This window comes from Pseudomonas sp. 18.1.10 (genome assembly GCF_024655625.1).
GTDB lineage: Bacteria > Pseudomonadota > Gammaproteobacteria > Pseudomonadales > Pseudomonadaceae > Aquipseudomonas.
The window spans coordinates 1-17866 of record NZ_JANLGL010000125.1 but is presented as its reverse complement, the minus strand read 5'-3'; the positions used below and the strand labels follow the sequence as shown (position 1 = coordinate 17866).

Annotated in this window: 18 protein-coding genes; 7 read left to right on the top strand and 11 right to left on the bottom strand. The window is 60.1% G+C overall.

Translation table 11 applies throughout. The features are described 5' to 3' along the window. Window positions 1-81: 81 nt before the first annotated feature. The gene (gene rimK / locus NUV89_RS19680; protein ID WP_003187674.1) at window positions 82-987 is read right to left on the bottom strand and encodes a 30S ribosomal protein S6--L-glutamate ligase; all 906 of its coding nucleotides are present in this window, start codon (window positions 985-987) and stop codon (window positions 82-84) included. Continuing rightward, on the bottom strand, window positions 984-1433 hold the full coding sequence (locus NUV89_RS19675) for an ATP-dependent zinc protease (RefSeq protein WP_177325340.1): 450 nt from the start codon (window positions 1431-1433) through the stop codon (window positions 984-986). Before NUV89_RS19675 ends, rimK begins: the two co-directional genes overlap by 4 nt. A 330-nt stretch (window positions 1434-1763) precedes the next feature. Between NUV89_RS19675 and NUV89_RS19670 the strand changes: the two genes are divergently transcribed. The 3 genes from NUV89_RS19670 to NUV89_RS19660 all read left to right on the top strand — a co-directional run bounded on the left by NUV89_RS19670 (window position 1764) and on the right by NUV89_RS19660 (window position 4902). Further along, window positions 1764-2171, top strand: a complete 408-nt coding sequence (locus NUV89_RS19670; protein WP_257782608.1) for an RNA-binding S4 domain-containing protein — start codon at window positions 1764-1766, stop codon at window positions 2169-2171. Window positions 2172-2278: 107 nt separating this feature from the next. Then, on the top strand, window positions 2279-3181 hold the full coding sequence (gene hslO, locus NUV89_RS19665; RefSeq protein ID WP_257782607.1) for an Hsp33 family molecular chaperone HslO: 903 nt from the start codon (window positions 2279-2281) through the stop codon (window positions 3179-3181). A gap of 179 nt (window positions 3182-3360) precedes the next feature. Further along, complete coding sequence (locus NUV89_RS19660; protein ID WP_124526207.1) at window positions 3361-4902, top strand: phosphoenolpyruvate carboxykinase; 1542 nt, start codon at window positions 3361-3363, stop codon at window positions 4900-4902. 58 nt (window positions 4903-4960) lie between these two features. Here NUV89_RS19660 and NUV89_RS19655 read toward each other — a convergent pair whose 3' ends face one another. The 5 genes from NUV89_RS19655 to NUV89_RS19635 form a co-directional block, all read right to left on the bottom strand. Continuing rightward, complete coding sequence (locus tag NUV89_RS19655) at window positions 4961-5824, bottom strand: DMT family transporter (RefSeq protein ID WP_257782606.1); 864 nt, start codon at window positions 5822-5824, stop codon at window positions 4961-4963. A gap of 163 nt (window positions 5825-5987) precedes the next feature. Further along, entirely contained in the window at window positions 5988-6344 is a 357-nt protein-coding gene (locus NUV89_RS19650; protein ID WP_257782605.1) for a DUF1493 family protein, read from the bottom strand. Between the two features lie 274 nt (window positions 6345-6618). Then, window positions 6619-7101 (bottom strand): hypothetical protein, encoded by a 483-nt coding sequence (locus tag NUV89_RS19645; RefSeq protein WP_257782604.1) that lies wholly within the window; start codon window positions 7099-7101, stop codon window positions 6619-6621. A 311-nt stretch (window positions 7102-7412) separates the two neighbouring features. Next, entirely contained in the window at window positions 7413-8012 is a 600-nt protein-coding gene (locus NUV89_RS19640; RefSeq protein WP_257782603.1) for a putative adenosine monophosphate-protein transferase Fic, read from the bottom strand. Beyond that, on the bottom strand, window positions 8012-8182 hold the full coding sequence (locus NUV89_RS19635) for a YhfG family protein (RefSeq protein WP_017737561.1): 171 nt from the start codon (window positions 8180-8182) through the stop codon (window positions 8012-8014). Before NUV89_RS19635 ends, NUV89_RS19640 begins: the two co-directional genes overlap by 1 nt. Window positions 8183-8357: 175 nt before the next feature. Between NUV89_RS19635 and NUV89_RS19630 the strand changes: the two genes are divergently transcribed. The 3 genes from NUV89_RS19630 to NUV89_RS19620 all read left to right on the top strand — a co-directional run bounded on the left by NUV89_RS19630 (window position 8358) and on the right by NUV89_RS19620 (window position 12211). Further along, window positions 8358-9533 carry a tetratricopeptide repeat protein gene (locus NUV89_RS19630; RefSeq protein WP_257782602.1) on the top strand — a complete coding sequence of 392 codons (1176 nt, stop codon included), beginning with the start codon at window positions 8358-8360 and terminating at the stop codon, window positions 9531-9533. 284 nt (window positions 9534-9817) lie between these two features. Further along, window positions 9818-11755, top strand: a complete 1938-nt coding sequence (locus NUV89_RS19625; RefSeq protein ID WP_257782601.1) for an ATP-dependent DNA helicase RecQ — start codon at window positions 9818-9820, stop codon at window positions 11753-11755. Between the two features lie 24 nt (window positions 11756-11779). Continuing rightward, complete coding sequence (locus NUV89_RS19620; RefSeq protein ID WP_257782600.1) at window positions 11780-12211, top strand: thioesterase family protein; 432 nt, start codon at window positions 11780-11782, stop codon at window positions 12209-12211. A gap of 158 nt (window positions 12212-12369) precedes the next feature. On the opposite strand, the gene NUV89_RS19615 is transcribed toward NUV89_RS19620, so the two are convergent. From NUV89_RS19615 to NUV89_RS19600, 4 genes are all read right to left on the bottom strand, one after another. Beyond that, a complete protein-coding gene (locus NUV89_RS19615; protein WP_017737565.1) occupies window positions 12370-12843 on the bottom strand; it encodes a glycine zipper domain-containing protein in 474 nt (157 codons plus the stop codon). Between the two features lie 201 nt (window positions 12844-13044). Beyond that, on the bottom strand, window positions 13045-15393 hold the full coding sequence (locus NUV89_RS19610; protein ID WP_257782599.1) for an FdhF/YdeP family oxidoreductase: 2349 nt from the start codon (window positions 15391-15393) through the stop codon (window positions 13045-13047). Beyond that, entirely contained in the window at window positions 15390-16229 is an 840-nt protein-coding gene (fdhD, locus tag NUV89_RS19605) for a formate dehydrogenase accessory sulfurtransferase FdhD (protein WP_257782598.1), read from the bottom strand. The genes NUV89_RS19610 and fdhD overlap by 4 nt, the downstream gene beginning before the upstream one ends. A 97-nt stretch (window positions 16230-16326) precedes the next feature. Further along, the gene (locus NUV89_RS19600; protein WP_017737568.1) at window positions 16327-17214 is read right to left on the bottom strand and encodes a LysR family transcriptional regulator; all 888 of its coding nucleotides are present in this window, start codon (window positions 17212-17214) and stop codon (window positions 16327-16329) included. 143 nt (window positions 17215-17357) lie between these two features. Here NUV89_RS19600 and lysM point away from each other — a divergent pair, with 143 nt between their 5' ends. Then, window positions 17358-17798 carry a peptidoglycan-binding protein LysM gene (gene lysM / locus NUV89_RS19595; RefSeq protein WP_257782597.1) on the top strand — a complete coding sequence of 147 codons (441 nt, stop codon included), beginning with the start codon at window positions 17358-17360 and terminating at the stop codon, window positions 17796-17798. The last annotated feature ends 68 nt before the right edge of the window (window positions 17799-17866 follow it).

Genomic DNA, 17866 nt, shown 5'->3' with positions numbered 1-17866 from the left:
CACATTCAACATAGTTGTTGACTGAACCACCGCTATCGCAGGCAAGCCAGCTCCCACAGTTTTTTGTGGTGTCTGTCTAAATCAGCCCTTGCCCTTGGTCCGCGTCATATTCGGCCCGCCATTCTTCTCCAGGTGCTGAATGATGATCCCCGCCACATCCTTGCCCGTGGTGGTTTCAATCCCTTCCAGGCCCGGCGATGAGTTGACCTCCATCACCAGCGGCCCATGGTTGGAACGCAGGATATCCACACCCGCCACGCTCAACCCCATGACCTTGGCCGCTCGCAGCGCGGTCATGCGCTCTTCCGGGGTGATCTTAATCAGGCTGGCGCTGCCGCCACGGTGCAGGTTGGAGCGGAATTCACCCGGCTTGGCCTGGCGTTTCATCGCCGCAATCACCTTGTCGCCTACCACGAAGCAGCGGATATCCGCACCGCCGGCTTCCTTGATGTATTCCTGCACCATGATGTTCTGCTTGAGGCCCATGAACGCCTCGATCACCGACTCTGCTGCCGTCGCGGTTTCACACAGCACCACGCCAATGCCTTGGGTGCCTTCCAGCACCTTTATCACCAGCGGTGCGCCGTTGACCATCTCGATCAGGTCGGGGATGTCGTCCGGTGAGTGGGCAAAACCGGTGACCGGCAGGCCGATGCCCCGGCGTGACAGCAGTTGCAGCGAGCGCAGTTTGTCCCGCGAACGGGCGATGGCCACCGATTCATTGAGGGGGAACACGCCCATCATTTCAAACTGGCGCAACACCGCGCAGCCATAAAACGTCACCGAAGCGCCGATACGCGGGATCACCGCATCGAAGCCTTCCAGGGGTTTGCCCCGGTAATGGATCTGCGGCTTGTGGCTGGCAATGTTCATATAGGCACGCAACGTGTCGATCACCACCATTTCGTGGCCACGTTCGGTGCCGGCCTCGACCAGGCGGCGGGTGGAATACAGACGCGGGTTTCGCGACAGCACAGCAATCTTCATGCAGCACCTGGGGCAGAAATAGTAGAGACCGGGAACACCGGCTTGTCTTGAACGTACTTGACGCCTGGATTGACCACCAACTGGCCGTCAATCAGCGCCTTGGAGCCGAGCAACAGGCGGTAACGCATGGCTTTGCGGCAGGCCAGGGTGAATTCCACCCGCCAGACCCGATCACCCAGCGCGAGGGTGGTGCTGATGACATAGCGCACCTGCGCATGGCCGTTGGAGCTCTTGATGGTTTTCATCGTCACCAGGGGCGCTTCACAGCGGCGGTGACGCAATTGCACCACGCTGCCCAGGTGCGCGGTAAAGCGCACCCAGTTCTCACCGTCGCGCTCAAAAGGCTCGATATCGGTGGCGTGCAGGCTTGAGGTGCTGGCGCCGGTGTCGATCTTGGCGCGCAGGCCGGCCACTCCCAAGTCGGGAAGTGCCACCCACTCACGCAGACCCACAACGGTCAAATGGTCAAATGTCTTCAATATGGGTAACCGGTCATTCAGAAATGTTTCGAAGTCTTCGAGGACAGTAACGTCCAACTGCGCATGGATTGTGACAGTCCCCGACCCTCCGTGACGGGGTGGCGCCGAATTCGCGGTATTCACGCAGAATATTCGGCAAATGGCGACAGATATCGCTCAGCCGCCGGTAATCAGTCGATGCAATGGAAAGTCACGTAAAACTCCAGCCGCCTGGCGTATCTTAGGTGAGCCTTGAGGTTTATGCGTCGAAGGGTTTCAACGGTAAAGTTGCGACATTTTTCAGAGCGAGGAATTCAAGTGGCTCAAAAGCAGGAAGAGGAAGAAAAGGTCCGCTTGGACAAGTGGCTGTGGGCGGCGCGTTTCTATAAGACCCGTGCCCTGGCCAAGGCCGCCATCGAGAGCGGCAAGGTGCACCATCGCGGCGAGCGCTGCAAGCCAGGCAAGGAACCGCGCGTCGGAGATGAGTTCCAGATTCGTACAGGGTTTGATGAAAAGACTGTCGTAGTACAGGCGCTTTCCGCTGTGCGCCGTGGTGCGCCGGAAGCCCAGGCGCTGTACGCCGAGACCGACGCCAGCATCGCCAAGCGCGAAAATGCGGCGGCGATGCGCAAGGCCGGCGCCATCGGCATGACCACCGATGGCAAGCCGAGCAAGAAGCAGCGCCGCGACCTGTTCAAGTTTCGCGGCAGCGGGAACGACGATTGAGGCCACCGGCAATCGCCCAAAGCGTCACTTGGCTTGGAACTGCCTCGGTTTGTTCATAAACTGCAGCATCTTCGCGTCAATATTCTTCAATTCAGATACCCAGACCTATGACTGATCTACCGGATACCGACTTCACCCAACGCTTCATCTTCGACGAGACCGACGCCCGGGGCGAACTGGTGTCGCTGGAGCGCAGCTACGCCGAAGTCCTCGCCAAGCACGCCTATCCTGAGCCGGTCGCGCAATTGCTCGGTGAGTTGATGGCGGCTGCGGCGCTGCTGGTGGGCACCATGAAGTTCGACGGTCTGCTGATCCTGCAGGCCCGTTCCGAAGGCCCGATCCCGATGCTGATGATCGAGTGCTCCAGCGAGCGCGAGATCCGTGGCCTGGCCCGTTACGACGTCGACCAGATCGCCCCGGATGCGACCCTGTCCGACCTGATGCCCAATGGCGTGTTGGCGCTCACCGTCGATCCGACCGAAGGCCAGCGCTACCAGGGCATCGTCGACCTCGACGGCGAGACCCTGTCGGACTGCTTCACCAATTATTTCGTGATGTCCCAGCAAGTGGGCACCAAGTTCTGGCTCAACGCCGACGGCCATCGCGCCCGTGGCCTGCTGCTGCAACAACTGCCCGCCGACCGCATCAAGGACGACGACGATCGTGCGGAAAGCTGGCGCGGCCTCACCGCCCTGGCCGGCACGCTTACGGCGGAAGAACTGCTGGGCCTGAGCAACGAAACCATCCTGCACCGCCTCTACCACGAAGAAGCCGTGCGTCTATTCGACGCACAGGCCCTGCGCTTCAATTGCAGCTGCTCGCGCGAGCGCTCGGCCAATGCGCTGGTCAGCCTGGGCCTGGAAGATGCACAGAACCTGGTGGTGGAGCACGGCGGCCATATCGAGATCGACTGCCAGTTCTGCAATGAGCGTTACCTGTTCGATGCCGCCGATGTAGCGCAGTTGTTCGCCGGCGCAGGCATCGACACCCCTTCCGACACCCGCCACTAAAACGTTTAAGCACAGGTAAATCACCTGACAAACGCCGGATTAGCGCAGTTCTGACGGGAGGGCCCTACTCTTTTTGGGCTTTTCTGGCATAATCCGGCCCACTTTTTTCGCGGTAGTAGTGCGCAACTTTCTACTACAAAACGTTTGGAGCACTCGGCCATAGGCCGACGGGGAACCTCATGACGCAAGCCAATAACGCCGTATACACCGATCTGAGTGTTGACGATCTGGTCAAAGAAGCCCTGCAGCGCGGTGAAGGCGTGCTTGCCGATACTGGCGCGCTGGTCGTAGAAACCGGTCACCGTACCGGTCGTTCGCCAGTCGATCGTTTCATCGTTGAAGAGCCTACTACCCAGGATGCCATCGCCTGGGGCCCGATCAACCGCAAGTTCCCGGCCGACAAGTTCGATGCCCTGTGGGCTCGCGTCGAGGCCTTCAACAATGCGCAAGAGCATTTCGTTTCCCACGTTCACGTAGGGGCGGCCGAAGACCACTACCTCGCCGTGAAAATGACCACCCAGACGGCCTGGCAGAACCTGTTCGGTCGTTGCCTGTTCATCAACCCGGCCCAGTACAACCCGGCCGGCCGTGATGAATGGCAAGTGCTCAACGTGGCCAACTTCGAGTGCGTGCCAGAGCGTGACGGCACCAACTCCGACGGTTGCGTGATCCTCAACTTCGCGCAGAAGAAAGTGCTGATCGCCGGCATGCGTTACGCCGGTGAAATGAAAAAAGCCATGTTCTCGGTGCAGAACTTCCTGCTGCCGGCTTCCGACGTGCTGCCAATGCACTGCGCCGCCAACATCGGCGAAGCAGGCGACGTGACCCTGTTCTTCGGTCTGTCGGGCACCGGTAAAACCACCCTGTCCGCCGACGAAAGCCGTTACCTGATCGGTGACGACGAACACGGCTGGGGCGAAGGCGTGGTGTTCAACATCGAAGGCGGTTGCTATGCCAAGTGCATCGACCTCTCCGAGAAGAACGAGCCCGTCATCTGGAAAGCCATCAAGCACGGCGCCGTGCTGGAAAACGTCGTGATCGACGACGCCAAGCACGCCGACTACACCGACGTCAGCCTGACCCAGAACAGCCGCGCTGCCTACCCGCTGGAACACGTTGCCAAGCGTTCCGAGAAGAACCTGGGCGGCGAGCCAAACGCGGTGATCTTCCTGACCTGCGACCTGACTGGCGTACTGCCACCGGTGTCGATCCTCAGCGAAGAACAAGCGGCCTACCACTTCCTGTCCGGCTACACCGCACTGGTGGGCTCGACCGAAATGGGTTCCGGCGGCGGCATCAAGTCGACCTTCTCCACCTGCTTCGGCGCACCGTTCTTCCCGCGCCCGGCTGGCGAATACGCAGAGCTGCTGATCAAGCGCATCCGCGGCTTCGGCTCCAAGGTCTACCTGGTCAACACCGGCTGGACCGGCGGCGGCTACGGCGTTGGCAACCGCTTCAACATCCCGACCACTCGCGGCGTGATCGCAGCGATCCAGAGCGGCGCGTTGATCGGTGCTGAGACCGAACACCTCGACACCATCAACCTCGACGTGCCACTGGCCGTACCGGGCGTTGAGACCGGCCTGTTGAACCCACGCAACACCTGGGCCGACAAGGCTGCCTACGATGAAGCCGCGAAGGCGCTGGCTGGCTTGTTCATCGAGAACTTCAAGAAGTTTGAAGTGAGCGATGCGATCAAGGCTGCCGGTCCTAAGTTGTAAGATTCGGTAGTTGTGAAAAAGCCGCCTCTTTTGAGGCGGCTTTTTTGTGCGTGGGTAGTTAGTCGGCGATGTGCAAGACCACGGCGCCGACGAGTACGAGTACAACGCCCAGCACCTGCACCGCCGACAACCGCTCCTTGAAAAACACAAACCCCAGAATCGCCGCAATCCCCCCCGACAACGTACTAATCACCGTCACCACCGACACCGACCCCGCCATCGCCCCCCACGAAAACGCCGAGAACCCACCCAGGTTCATCAGGCTTGCCCCGGTCAGCGTCGCGCAGTTTTTCAGTGGCGGGATTTTCAGGCCATCCTTGATCCTCAGCACCATCATCACCAGTACGCACAGGCCCACCAGGTAACCCAGCCACAACATGCTGATCGGTCCCAGCGCCGGCAGCGTGTATCGGCCCTGCAGCCAGAAGCTGGTGCCGTACAACGTTGCGGCGAGCATGGCGTAGGCGATGGACAGCCGTGGGTGGTTGTGAGGTGTGCCGTTGTCCTTGTGGAGGCTGGAGAGGATCACGCCGATCACGCACAGGGCGATGCAGCCCACTTGAAGCTGGCTGATGTGCTCACCGCTGGCCCAGGACAGCAGCGTGGTGACGACGCCGTAGGACGTTACCAGCGGCGCGACGATGGCGGCTTTGCCGAGGGCGAACGCCTTGGACAGCGCGAGGGCGCCGGAGACGGTGAGCAGGGCGGCGGCGATGCCGAGGAGCCAGACGCTCAGCGGTGCGTCGAGGGACTTGAAGAGGAAGGTCGGGAAGATGACCAGCAACAGGGTCATGATCAAAAAGCCCAGGGCTTGGCCGAAGTACACCGCACGTTTAACGCCGACGGCGCGGGCGTTGAGGCCCACGAGGAAGTCCGTGCCACCCCAGAGCAGGGCGGCCAGCAGGCCCATTGTTACGTCCATGTAAGGTCCTTGTTGGTTCGTGCGTGGCTTGCCAGATTAGCGCAGATCGAATGTGGGAGCGGGCTTGCTCGCGAATGCGGTGGGTCAGATATAAATTCAGTGACTGACCCACCGCTTTCGCGAGCAAACCCGCTCCCACAGTGGGGGCTCTGTGTTGTTGAGGTCAGCTGAGGTTTTCCAGGGTTTGTGTGTCCCATCTTTGCGTCTTGATTGCCAGGTACAACATGCCGATGGTCAGCGGGATTTTGTCGCCTCGACCCTTGGCGCGATGTTTCAGGAAGACATCGAACACCGGCGGGTTGAAGTAGCGGTACGCGTCGTAGTCGCCCATATCGAGGGCAAACTCCTCCTCCACGGCTTCCATGAATTGCTTGGCCTCCGCGCCGTCGCAACCGAGGTCGAAGTTGATCGCGGTTTGCAGGCGCAGGGTCTTGTGTTTCGGCAGGCCGATTTCTTCGTGCAGCAGTTGCAGGAGTTGCTGCATGGCGAGGTCTTCGGGGAAGTCGGCGGCGAGGTTCATGGTGGGGGCACGCAGGAGTGGGTGAGGGGGATGGTCGCGTTGCAGACGGTATTTGTTGCGGGTGATGAAGAGTGCCAAGCCTATCAAGATTAGGGCGAGAGGTAAGAGTTGAATGCTCAGGATGATGGCGACGTAGGGTAGCCAACACAACAAGGTTAACCCCGTTGCGATGAAGGTGACGGCGAAGCGTTTTCTTAAGATGCAGTCGGTTATTTTGTAATAGAGCAGTAGATGGAGGGCAAAAAACAGTGCTGTTTGTAGGTAGATCCACTGACTATGGTTCATCTGAGTACACATGTATTGAGATGCTTGAACGCTGCGGGCCTATTCCCCCGCTGACCTGAGCCTCTAGGCCTATGATGATGTCTGCGCTATGGAAGTTGCGGAGCCTGCGAGATATCAAATCGCTAACAGCATTTTCTACCATCGACTCTGCTTTGCTGGAAATGAGTCCCACAGGGGCTGCCACTGCACCAGAAATGATTTCTTTGATGAGGTTGTTTCGGTTGTTCAGACTGTCTGCCTGTTTTCTTGTCAGTGGTTTTGAAATGACCACGGTCATGAGACACGGTATATCTCCGGCGAGCATTTTTTCGTAAAGGTTCAGCAGTCGCATGCGAATTTCTACGGCCGAAGTTTTTGCTTCTAGCAGGCAAAGGGTGTTGAGCGCTCGTCGGTCGCTGGGCATCACTCTGAGGCGAATCACCGTGAAAGTGACGCCGTAGTGGCCGATGTATTGAGTCCTTTCGATGTTCACAGGGTTTTGCCCAGTCCATGGAAAGGGCGCTAGTTTCGGTCAGGCGAATGTGGATTTTGTAGAGGGGGGCGTGCGCGTTTTAAGCAGTTTCAGAAGCGGATGGCGTGGTGTTTGGCAGTTTCTTACAGCGCCGTCCGGCATTGGTAGCTTGGCAGTGATTTCACAGGAAAAACGCGCCAACTGTGGGAGCCGGGCTTGCCCGCGATGGCGGTGGGTCAGGTAGGGAATTATCGGCTGAAACACCGCGATCGCAGCGGTGCGACGACTCGACAAGCCAGCTCCCACAGGTTTAGCGGTGTGGCTGAGAGCGATTAACTGCTGGCAGGTCTGCTGATACACCGCTCAAAAATCGCCTCCAACCCCCGGTAGTCACACGCCACCGCATCAATATTCGCCGGCACCCAAGCGGCGTGTTTCACCAGCCACCAGTTCACCGAAAACCCCGCATTCACAATGATCTGTTCAAACAAGATCCGCTGCGCCCGGCCGTTGCCTTCGCGGAAGGGGTGGATGACGTTGAGGTCGCCGTATGCCTCGGCAATCTGCGTTACCAGTTCAGCCTGGGTCGCGCCGACATACCAGTTGGCCTCTTGCATACGCCGGATGATTTTCGCCGCTTCCGGTGGGATGCGTTCCGGGGTGCAGAACAGGGTGTCGCCTTTCTGGATGTTGACGCTGCGCAGTTCGCCGGCCCAGTCGTAGAGGTCGCCGAACAGGATGCGGTGGATGTGTTGCAGGCGATCGAGGTCGTAGGGCGGTGGGAAGAGTGGGAGGTTGCCTACGGCGATTTCGGAGAGTTCCCGCTCAGCCTGGTGCAGGCGGGCTTCGTCGTGCAGATCGAGGCGGTTGCGCAGCACGCTGCTACCGGGATAGCAATACGGGTCCTGGCCCACACCATATTTGTCGAGCATCAGCGTGGGGTGTCGCGGTACTTGGCAAGGACGGCTTCGCGGGTCGGCAGGGGTTTGTCGACGTCGGCCGGTTGGGTGTCGAACCCTTCCAGGCGCAGGCTGGCCAGGTAATTGGACCGGCGGATCTTGTGGTAATGATCCTGTTTTTGCTCAAACGTCAGTTCGCTCATCGCAGCGTACTCCGGGGTGGCAAGGCTTGATTGTAGCGCAATGCTTCTTAGGGCAGGCGCGATAAAAACCACGTCACATTTTGTACAAAAAAACTGCCAGCTCGCAGAATTCAGCGTATGTTGCAGCGCAAAATCTTGTAGGGCGATTCCGCCCACTACTTAAAGGGAGTTAAGCATGGGTTTGCTTCGTGTCGCCTCGGCGATGTCATTGTGTGCGGTCGCGTTTTCAGTCCAGGCCGAACAGTTGCCGATTGAAGTGCTCAGCGCAGTGGTCAAGGACCAGAAAATCGCCGACGCCGAAGTGCTGCTGCAACGCAACGGCGCGCAAAACGTCGTGGGCCGCACCAACGCCCAAGGCCAGGTGGTCCTCACCAGTACGGCCGCCGATGACGGCAGCAGCCTGCTAATCATCAAGAAGCCCGGCTATTCCAACCTGGTGGTGAAGTGCCCGTGCAAGGGCATGACCTACGCGGTCAGCCCGGTGATGGAAAACCTCGACGGCCTGCGCGTCGTGCTGACCTGGGGCCGCAACCCTTCCGACCTCGACTCCCACATGATTTTCCCGGGCAACAACATCTACTACGCCAGCAAAAAAGGTACTGATGCCGAGCTGGACGTGGATGACACCGACAGCTACGGCCCGGAAACCATCACCCTGCAGAAAAAGCACTACGGCGAAAGCTACGTGTATGCCGTGCATGACTACTCCAACCAGTCCTACCCGAATTCGACCCAGCTGTCCGACAGCGAAGCCAAGGTGTTCGTGTACATGGGGCAATCCCTGGTCCGCACCTACTACGTGCCGAAAAACCGCACCGGCAACCTGTGGACCGTGTTCCGCATGACCGGCAGCGGCGACTTCCAGGACATCAACAGCTTCACCGGCGTCATCGTGAATGCGGCGAACGTGCTGAACGAAGTGAAACCGTTGCTGGATGACAGCGTGGCCGTCACCGAAGTGGTTGTCAGCTCGTCCGTACAGGCTGATGCGAAGAAGCTGAACCTGAAAGGTGAAGCAGCCTACCAGGCGGGTAACCTGGATCAGGCGATTGACTACTTCCGCCAGGCCATCGATCTGGATAACAGCTTCGGCAAGGCTTACGGCAACCTCGGTCTGGCGTATCAGAAAGCCGGCAACACTGCCGAGTCGATCTGGGCCAACCGCAAGGCCATCGCGTTGGCGTCGGGTGCGAATGCGGCGACCGTGCGTGCCGGGTCTTACTACAACATTGCGCGGATCTATGAAGCGGCCGGGCAGTTCCAGGATGCGTTGCGTCACTACCAGTTGGCCAAGGAGCAGAAGGCCAATCCGGTGTATGACACGGCGATTGAGCGCGTGAAGAACCGCTGATTCCGTCATAGCGCAGAACCAAAATGTGGGAGCGGGCTTGCTCGCGAATACGGTGTATCAGTCACAGATATTTCGACTGGACTACCGCATTCGCGAGCAAGCCCGCTCCCACATTTGGTTTTGTGTTTTCCTGTTATATCTGTGGAAAATTCCTACTTCGGCCCTGGGCCATCCCGCGTCCTGTGTATCATCCTGTCTCTTTTTTCCATGCGACCTTTCTCGATCCGCTGAACTTCCCGGGCTATGTTTTCAAGCCAACTCAGTGGTCAATGGAGTGACAGCCTATGCACGACACCCTCCAGCAGGTCTTTGGTTATCCACAGTTTCGTTTGGGCCAGGAACAGACGGTCAGCGCCGTGCTGGCTGGCCGTTCTGCCGCCGCGATTTTCCCCACCGGCTCGGGCAAGTCCCTGTGCTACCAGCTGTCGGCCGTGCTGCTGCCGCACCTGACGCTGGTGGTGTCGCCGTTGTTGGCGTTGATGCAGGATCAGTTGGGTTTCCTGCAGCGCCATGGCATTTCAGCGGGCAGTATCGATTCGGCGCAGAGCCGCGAAGACGCCAATGACGTGATGGCCCGTGCGCGTTCGGGTGAGTTGAAGATCCTGATGATTTCCGTGGAGCGCTTGAAGAACGAGCGCTTTCGCAACTTCCTGCAAAGCGTGCAGATTTCACTGTTGGTGGTGGACGAGGCGCACTGTATTTCCGAATGGGGCCACAACTTCCGTCCGGACTATTTGAAGCTGCCGGACTACCAGCGGCAGTTCAATATCCCACAAGCCTTGCTGTTGACGGCTACAGCAACGCCTAAGGTGATTGCCGACATGCAGGCGAAGTTCGCCATCGCGCCAGGCGATGTGGTCACCACCGGCTTCTACAGGCCCAATCTCAACCTGCTGGTGGAACCGGTCAGCGGCGCGGACAAGCGCCGACGCCTGGTGCAGTGGATGAGCGAGCGGGCAGACCAGCCGAGCATCGTCTACGTGACCCTGCAAAAAACCGCCGAGCAGATTGCCGAGCACCTCAATCGCAACGGCATCCAGGCCGAGGCTTATCACGCCGGTCTGCCCCACGATAAACGCGAGGGCATCCAGCAGCGCTTCATGGGCGGGCGCTCCAACTGCATCGTCGCGACCATCGCGTTTGGCATGGGTATCGACAAGAGTGATATCCGCAATGTGGTGCACTTCGACCTGCCCAAATCCATCGAGAACTACAGCCAGGAAATCGGCCGCGCGGGGCGTGACGGGCAGCCGTCCGACTGCCTGGTGTTGGCCAACCGCGACAGCCTCAACGTGCTGGAAAACTTCGTGTATGGCGATACGCCGGAGCAGGACGGCATCCGTCGTGTGCTGGAGGAGTTGCAGGCGGCGCGGGGCGATGGGCAGTGGGAGTTTCTGCTGCGCTCGCTGTCGGACCACAGCAACATCCGCGAGCTGCCGCTGAAGACCCTGTTGGTGCAGTTGGAGCTCAAGGGCGTGATTGCGCCGCGCTACGCGTTTTATGCGGAATACCGCTTCAAGTACCTGGTCGAACCCGATGCGTTGTTGGCAAGGTTCAGCGGCGAGCGGCAGCAGTTTGTCGCGGCGATTGTCGAGGTGTGCAAGCGTGCCAGGAGCTGGGCCACGGTGGATTTCGACGCGCTGTATCAACAGCACAACGCCGGACGCGACCGTGTAGTGAAAGCGCTGGATTACTTCCAGGAACAGGGCCTGATCGAGTTGGAAAGCAAGCAGATGACCGAGGTCTACAGCCTGCTGGACACGGCTTTTGATCCACAGGTGTTGAGCGCCGAGTTATACACAGGCTTCAAGCAGCACGAGGTCGGCGAGGTGGCGCGGATTCACGCCATGCTCGACCTGTTCGCCACCGAGCGTTGCCTGGGGCAGCGTCTGGCGCAGTATTTCGGTGATGAAAACGCACCGCTGCGCTGCGGGCATTGTTCGGTTTGCCATGGCGATGTCGCGCACTTGCCGCCGCCGCCCGCGTTGCCGCCGCTTGTGGATAAACACTTCATGGGGCTGTGCGGTGATTTTATCCACAGGCATCATCAGCACATCGGCGAGCTGCCCGGAGCGGAACGCCTGACGCGATTCCTCGGTGGTATCAGCGTGCCGTTGTTTACCAAGTTGAAGGCGCGGAGTATTCCGGGCTTTGCTGCGCTGGAAGACTATCCGTATGCCGAGGTACGCGAGTGGGCCGAAGCCCATTTGCAGGACCTTTGAACCCACCTACACGAGATGCGCCCGATGCCTGACTCAGTGCCACAACGTGCCGATTACCTTCACTTCCAGCCGATCATCACGCGCTGGCACGACAACGATGTGTATGGGCATGTGAACAACGTCACCTACTACAGCTTCTTCGACACGGCGGTGAACACCTACCTGATCGAACAGGGTGGTCTGGATATTCATGACGGTAAGGTGGTGGGCTTTGTGGTGAGCTCGGCGTGCGACTACTTTGCGTCGATCGCCTTTCCCGAGCACATCGAGATCGGCCTGCGGGTGGGCAAGTTGGGCAATAGTTCGGTGCAGTACGAGTTGGCGGTGTTCAAGGCGGGCGAAGACGACGCCTGCGCGGCGGGGCGCTTTGTGCATGTGTTTGTGGAGCGCGGGTCGAACCAGCCGGTGGCGATTGCGGGGGTGTTGCGCGAGGCGTTGCAGCGGTTGGTGGCCTGACCCGATCCCATAAACACCGCGGAGCTAAATGTGGGAGCGGGCTTGCTCGCGAATGCGGAGTATCAGACGACACATCAGTGACTGACCCACCGCATTCGCGAGCAAGCCCGCTCCCACACAAGCCCATTCCACATTGGGTCTGTGGTGTTCTTTGAATCTTACCGGTGACGGTAGTGATGCTTGTTCTTGCGATGCCCGTAAGCATGCCCACGGCCACGATGGTCATCGCGATCATAACGACGGTTGTCGCGCGAACGGCGATCATCGTCGTCGCTCTTGTTGCCCATGTAGTTGCCCAGCGCGCCACCTGCGCCACCGCCGGCGGCTGCGCCGATCAGGCTGCCGGTGCTGCCGCCGACACTGCGGCCGACCACGTTGCCGCCCGCTGCGCCCAATGCGCCGCCAATGGCCGCTTCGCCACGGCTGCGTTTGTCGGCGCCGACCGCACTGCCACCCGCGCCGCCCAGGGCTGCGCCGATGGTAGAACCGGTGTTGCCGCCGAGCTGCTGGCCAACAACCGAACCTAGAACCCCGCCCAATGCGCCGCCTACACCGGCTTCGGTGGTGCCACCGGCCATGGCTGCGCCACTGACCAGGCCAAGGGACAACAAGAGAATCGAGGAGAACTTCATTCAGGGAAACCTCAAGGGGATGACGGCGCGATCCTGAGGCTGTATCGACAGGGTGACAATAGAAATCCGACCAGTAGCACGAGTTGTGCACAATTAGCTAAGTTATTGTTTTAACTGGGGAACTTAAGTCGATTTAGTGAGTCTTTAACTCTTCGGAATGGCCGCTTTTATGCAAAAGCGGCCTTTTTTGTGCCCGCAGATCTACGCCGTGCGCGCCATAATCAAGCCGTTGTCGCTCGCGGCTTCCAAACGGATCGCGACGAATTTCGACGTCGGCGTATGGCTGCCATCCCCGGTGCTTTCCAGTGGCACCAGCGGGTTCACTTCCGGGTAGTAAGCAGCTGCTTGCCCCGCCGGAATATCAAACGCCAGCAAGGTGAAGCCTTTCACCCGGCGTTCACGGCCATCTTCCCACAGCGACACGATGTCGGCCTTCTGCCCCGGCTTGAAGCCCAGGCGGATGATGTCGGCTTCGTTGACGAACAACACGTCACGCTGGCCCTTGACCCCACGGTAGCGGTCGTCCAGGCCATAAATCGTGGTGTTGTACTGATCGTGGGAGCGCATCGACTGCATAATCAGGTCCGGCACGCGGCCCGTGGCATGGGTGCGTTCGTGGATCAGGTCCTTGGGCAGGATGTTCGCGCGGAAGTTGGCGCGGCCCGACGGCGTGTTCCAGCGCCGTGCACCGGCGGAGTTGCCCAGGTAGAAACCGCCCGGGTGTTTGATCTTCTCGTTGAAGTCCTTGAAGCCTGGAATGGTGTCGGCGATCAGGTCGCGGATGCGCCCGTAGTCGGCCACCAGCCAGTTCCAGTCCACCGGTTTGCTGCCCAGGGTCGCGGCGGCGATACCGGCCAAGATGGCGGGTTCGGATTTCATCAGCTTCGACAGCGGCTGCAACTGGCCATTGGAGCCGTGGACCATGCTGAACGAGTCTTCCACCGTCACCGCCTGCGGGCCATCGGCCTGGATGTCGATGTCGGTACGACCCAGGCACGGCAGGATCAGCGCGTCCTTGCCGTGCATCAGGTGGCTGCGGTTGAGCTTGGTGCTGATCTGCACAGTCAGGTCGCAGTTGCGCAGGGCTTCAAAGGTGCGCGGGCTGTCTGGCGTGGCTTGGGCAAAGTTGCCGCCCAGACCGATAAACACCTTGGAGCGGCCTTCGAGCATGGCGTGGATCGCTTCCACCACGTTGTGGCCGTTTTCGCGCGGTACCTGGAATTGAAAGCGACGCTCCAGCGCGTCGAGAAACGCCACCGGTGGCCGTTCGTTGATGCCCATGGTGCGGTCGCCCTGCACGTTGCTGTGGCCACGCACCGGGCAGAGGCCGGCGCCCGGGCGGCCGATGTTGCCGCGCAGCAGCATCAGGTTGGCGATTTCCTGGATGGTCGGCACCGAGTGACGGTGCTGGGTGATGCCCATGGCCCAGCACATGATTACGTTCTTGCCTTTGGCGTACATGCGCGCCGCTTGCTCGATCTCCACCAGGGTCAGGCCGGACTGCTCGACGATTTCATCCCAGGAGGTGTCGTCGATCTTAGCCAGGTAATCCAGCACGTTGACTGTGTGTTCGTTGAGGAAGTCGTGGTCGAACACGGCTTCCTTGCCTTCGGCCTGGGCCTGGCGCTCCCACAGCAGCAGGAACTTGGCCATGCCGCGCAGGATGGCCATGTCGCCACCCAGCGCCGGGCGGAAGTAGGCGGTGTTGGTCGGCTTGTCGCCGTTGGTGAGCATTTCCAGCGGGTGCTGTGGATGCTGGAAGCGTTCCAGGCCGCGCTCTTTCAGCGGGTTGATGCACACCACCTGGGCGCCGCGTGTGACCGCTTCGCGCAGCGGTTCGAGCATGCGTGGGTGGTTGGTGCCGGGGTTCTGGCCCCACACGAAAATCGCGTCGGCATGTTCAAAATCGTCAAAGGTAACGGTGCCTTTGCCCACGCCCACGCTCTGCGCCAGGGCGACGCCGCTGGCTTCGTGGCACATGTTCGAGCAATCCGGGAAGTTGTTGGTGCCAAACGAGCGCACAAACAGCTGGTACAGATACGCCGCTTCGTTGCTGGCGCGGCCCGAGGTGTAGAACTCGGCCATGTCCGGGCTGGGCAGGGCGTTGAGGTGTTTGCCCACCAGGTCGAACGCGGCTTCCCAGCTGATGGGCTGGTAGCGGTCGGTTTCGGCGTCGTAGCGCATCGGCTCGGTCAGGCGGCCCTGGTATTCCAGCCAATAGTCGCTTTGTGCTGTCAGCGAAGTGACACTGTGCTTGGCGAAAAACGCCGCATCCACGCGGCGCTTGGTGGCTTCCCAGTTCACCGCCTTGGCGCCGTTTTCGCAGAACTTGACCATGCCGCTTTCCGGCGAGTCACCCCAGGCGCAGCCCGGGCAGTCGAAGCCGCCGTTCTGGTTGGTCTTGAGCATCATGCGCAGGTTTTTCAAGGCGTTGTCGCTGGTCAGCCAGGCCTGCGCCACGCTAATCAGCGCGCCCCAGCCGCCAGCTGCACCTTTGTAGGGTTTGTAGCGTGGGGTGGGGGTTTGGTCGGCTTGGTTATGATTGCTCACGGCTGGTTCTCCATCGCAGGGCTGTAGACCCGCGGCGCACTTTTCTGCGGCAGGTGGATGAGATTGAGGTTATGCCGGCGGGCCCATTGCAGGGCCAGGCCGGTGGGCGACGACAGGCTGACCAGGGTCTGGATGCCCGCGCGCAGGACTTTCTGGATCAGCTCCAGGCTGCAACGGCTGGTGACAATCGCCAGGCCGCCGTCGGTCGGAATCTTTTGGCGGATCAGGGCGCCGATCAACTTGTCCAGGGCGTTGTGCCGGCCGATGTCTTCGCGGCCCAGCAGCAATTCGCCTCTGTTGTTCATAAACACGGCGGCATGCACGGCGCCGCTGTGCTGGCCTAAAGGCTGGAAAGCACTGATGCGCTGGCGCAGGCCGTCGAGCCATTCGGCAGGCGGCAGTGGCGCGCCGGGCAGTACTTGCAGGTCGGGCAGGGCTTGTTCCACCGCTTCCACGCCGCACAGGCCACAGCCGCTGGTGCCGGCCAATTGGCGGCGCTGCTGCTTGAGGTTCCAGAATGCACGGCTGGAAATCTGCACCTGGGCGTATTGGGCCGAGCCTGAACCACTGAGCTTCAGGTCATATATGTCGCTAACGTCGGCGATAATGCCGCTGCCGAGGCTGAAGCCAACGATAAAGTCTTCCAAGTCGGTGGGCGTCACCAGCATGACCGCCTGGCTGATGTCGTTATAGGCAATCGCCAACGCCACTTCTTCCGCCAGCGCGGTGCTGGCGACTTCGGTGTGTTCGAGATTGCAAAACTGATAGCTCTGGCTGGCGGCCGGCGCGGCTGTATCAAGGGCGGGCGCCGCGCAGACTGGACGCTTGGCGTTCATGGGGCAATACCACCGGCGGATTAATCAGTGTTCAGACTAGGCGCGACAAAGCGTCGCGTCTAATTGCCAGTACTGATCTACCGATAGATGACGTCGATCAAGACGGGTTTTGCGATTTCTGAAACAGCGCGAAACACGCTTCGGCCAACGCCGAACGCGGCGCGCTGCGGCGCATGATTAGCCCGAGGCGCGCCAGGGTGTGGGCGTCTTCGATCGGTTGCAGGCGCAAATGCTCGGTCAACGCGTCCAGGCCGCCGTCCAGCGGCATCACTGCGCAACACAGGCCGCCGTGCACAGCTTGTAACAACTGATGGACGGCATCGGTTTGCAGCAGCGGTTGCGGGTTGAGCCCACGGCTGTGGAAGTTGTGGTCGATGGATTGGCGAAAGTGCATGCCACTGGTGAGCATGCCCAGGGGCAATTCTGTCAGGGCCTCCCAGCTCAGGGGTTTATCGCCAAAGCTGAAGAAGCGCTGGTCGTAGAGCAGGCCCATACGGGTCTCGCCCAAGGCCAGGGAGTCGAAGCGTTCGTTGTCCAGGCGCTCCAGGTAGGACACGCCGAGGTCCAGGCGATTGCTCGCCAGTTGTTCAAGGATTTGCTCGGAGCTGAGCGCCGACAACTCAAAGCGCAGGCTGGGGTGCTCTTTATGCAGTTGTTGCATCAAGGCCAGCGGATCAAAGCTCGACAGCGGCACCACACCCAGGCGCAACGTACCGACCAGGTTGCCGCGACAGGCGGCAGCTTCGGCCTGCAAGCCGTCGTAGGCGGCCAGCACCGTGCGCGCCCAGGCCAGTACGCGTTCACCGGGGGCGGTAAAGCCTTCGAAGCGCTGGCCGCGATTGACCAACGGCAGGTCGAGCTCTTCTTCGAGGCTGCGCAGGCGCATCGACAGGGTCGGCTGGGTAATGTGGCAACGTGCCGCGGCTTGGCCAAAGTGACGGGTTTCGTCGAGGGCGATGAGGAATTTCAGCTGTTTGATGTCCATCTTCGCTCCAGGGCTTGTTCCAATGGCGGGGGGGATTCTAACGCGTGTAGGAGTCGTCTGGTCATTGGTCGGGCTGGAACCAGGTTCTGTAGGACTGGTCTAGTCTTTGGCATCTGGAACTTAAACCCAAAGGAGAGCGAACCATGAGCATTTTTAGCTTTGTTAAGGAAGCGGGCGCGAAGTTGATCGACCTGTTGACACCGGGCAATGCCAACGCCGGTGAGAATCTGAAAAAGCACATTGAAGATGTGGGGCTGGGCAACCCGAACGTGCATGCCACCGTTGATGGCGACAAGGTGACGATCACGGGTGAAGTGGCCAGCCAGGAAGAGAAAGAAAAGATCATCCTGGCGGCAGGCAATATTGCCGGGGTGGCCAGTGTTGAAGATCAGATTACGGTGTCTGGCCCAGTGGTTGCGGCCGCGCGTTTTGTCGTGGTGAAGAAGGGCGACACGCTGAGCGCTATTTCCCTGGCGGTGTATGGCAACGCCAACCAGTACAACAAGATTTTTGAGGCGAACAAGCCGATGTTGTCGCACCCGGACAAGATTTACCCAGGGCAGACACTGCGCATTCCTGAGTAATACACCGACCAAAATGTGGGAGCGGGCTTGCCCGCGAAAGCGGAGTGTCAGTCACTGAATGTGTTTCT

Coding starts and splice junctions, on each gene's coding strand:
- NUV89_RS19615 (WP_017737565.1), bottom strand. CDS start 12,843: ATGAAGTTCTCCTCGATTCTCTTGTTGTCCCTTGGCCTGGTCAGTGGC.
- NUV89_RS19640 (WP_257782603.1), bottom strand. CDS start 8,012: ATGCTCGACAAATATGGTGTGGGCCAGGACCCGTATTGCTATCCCGGT.
- NUV89_RS19635 (WP_017737561.1), bottom strand. CDS start 8,182: ATGAGCGAACTGACGTTTGAGCAAAAACAGGATCATTACCACAAGATC.
- lysM (WP_257782597.1), top strand. CDS start 17,358: ATGAGCATTTTTAGCTTTGTTAAGGAAGCGGGCGCGAAGTTGATCGAC.
- fdhD (WP_257782598.1), bottom strand. CDS start 16,229: ATGAACGCCAAGCGTCCAGTCTGCGCGGCGCCCGCCCTTGATACAGCC.
- rimK (WP_003187674.1), bottom strand. CDS start 987: ATGAAGATTGCTGTGCTGTCGCGAAACCCGCGTCTGTATTCCACCCGC.
- hslO (WP_257782607.1), top strand. CDS start 2,279: ATGACTGATCTACCGGATACCGACTTCACCCAACGCTTCATCTTCGAC.
- NUV89_RS19625 (WP_257782601.1), top strand. CDS start 9,818: ATGCACGACACCCTCCAGCAGGTCTTTGGTTATCCACAGTTTCGTTTG.
- NUV89_RS19650 (WP_257782605.1), bottom strand. CDS start 6,344: ATGAACCTCGCCGCCGACTTCCCCGAAGACCTCGCCATGCAGCAACTC.
- NUV89_RS19630 (WP_257782602.1), top strand. CDS start 8,358: ATGGGTTTGCTTCGTGTCGCCTCGGCGATGTCATTGTGTGCGGTCGCG.
- NUV89_RS19600 (WP_017737568.1), bottom strand. CDS start 17,214: ATGGACATCAAACAGCTGAAATTCCTCATCGCCCTCGACGAAACCCGT.
- NUV89_RS19660 (WP_124526207.1), top strand. CDS start 3,361: ATGACGCAAGCCAATAACGCCGTATACACCGATCTGAGTGTTGACGAT.
- NUV89_RS19620 (WP_257782600.1), top strand. CDS start 11,780: ATGCCTGACTCAGTGCCACAACGTGCCGATTACCTTCACTTCCAGCCG.
- NUV89_RS19655 (WP_257782606.1), bottom strand. CDS start 5,824: ATGGACGTAACAATGGGCCTGCTGGCCGCCCTGCTCTGGGGTGGCACG.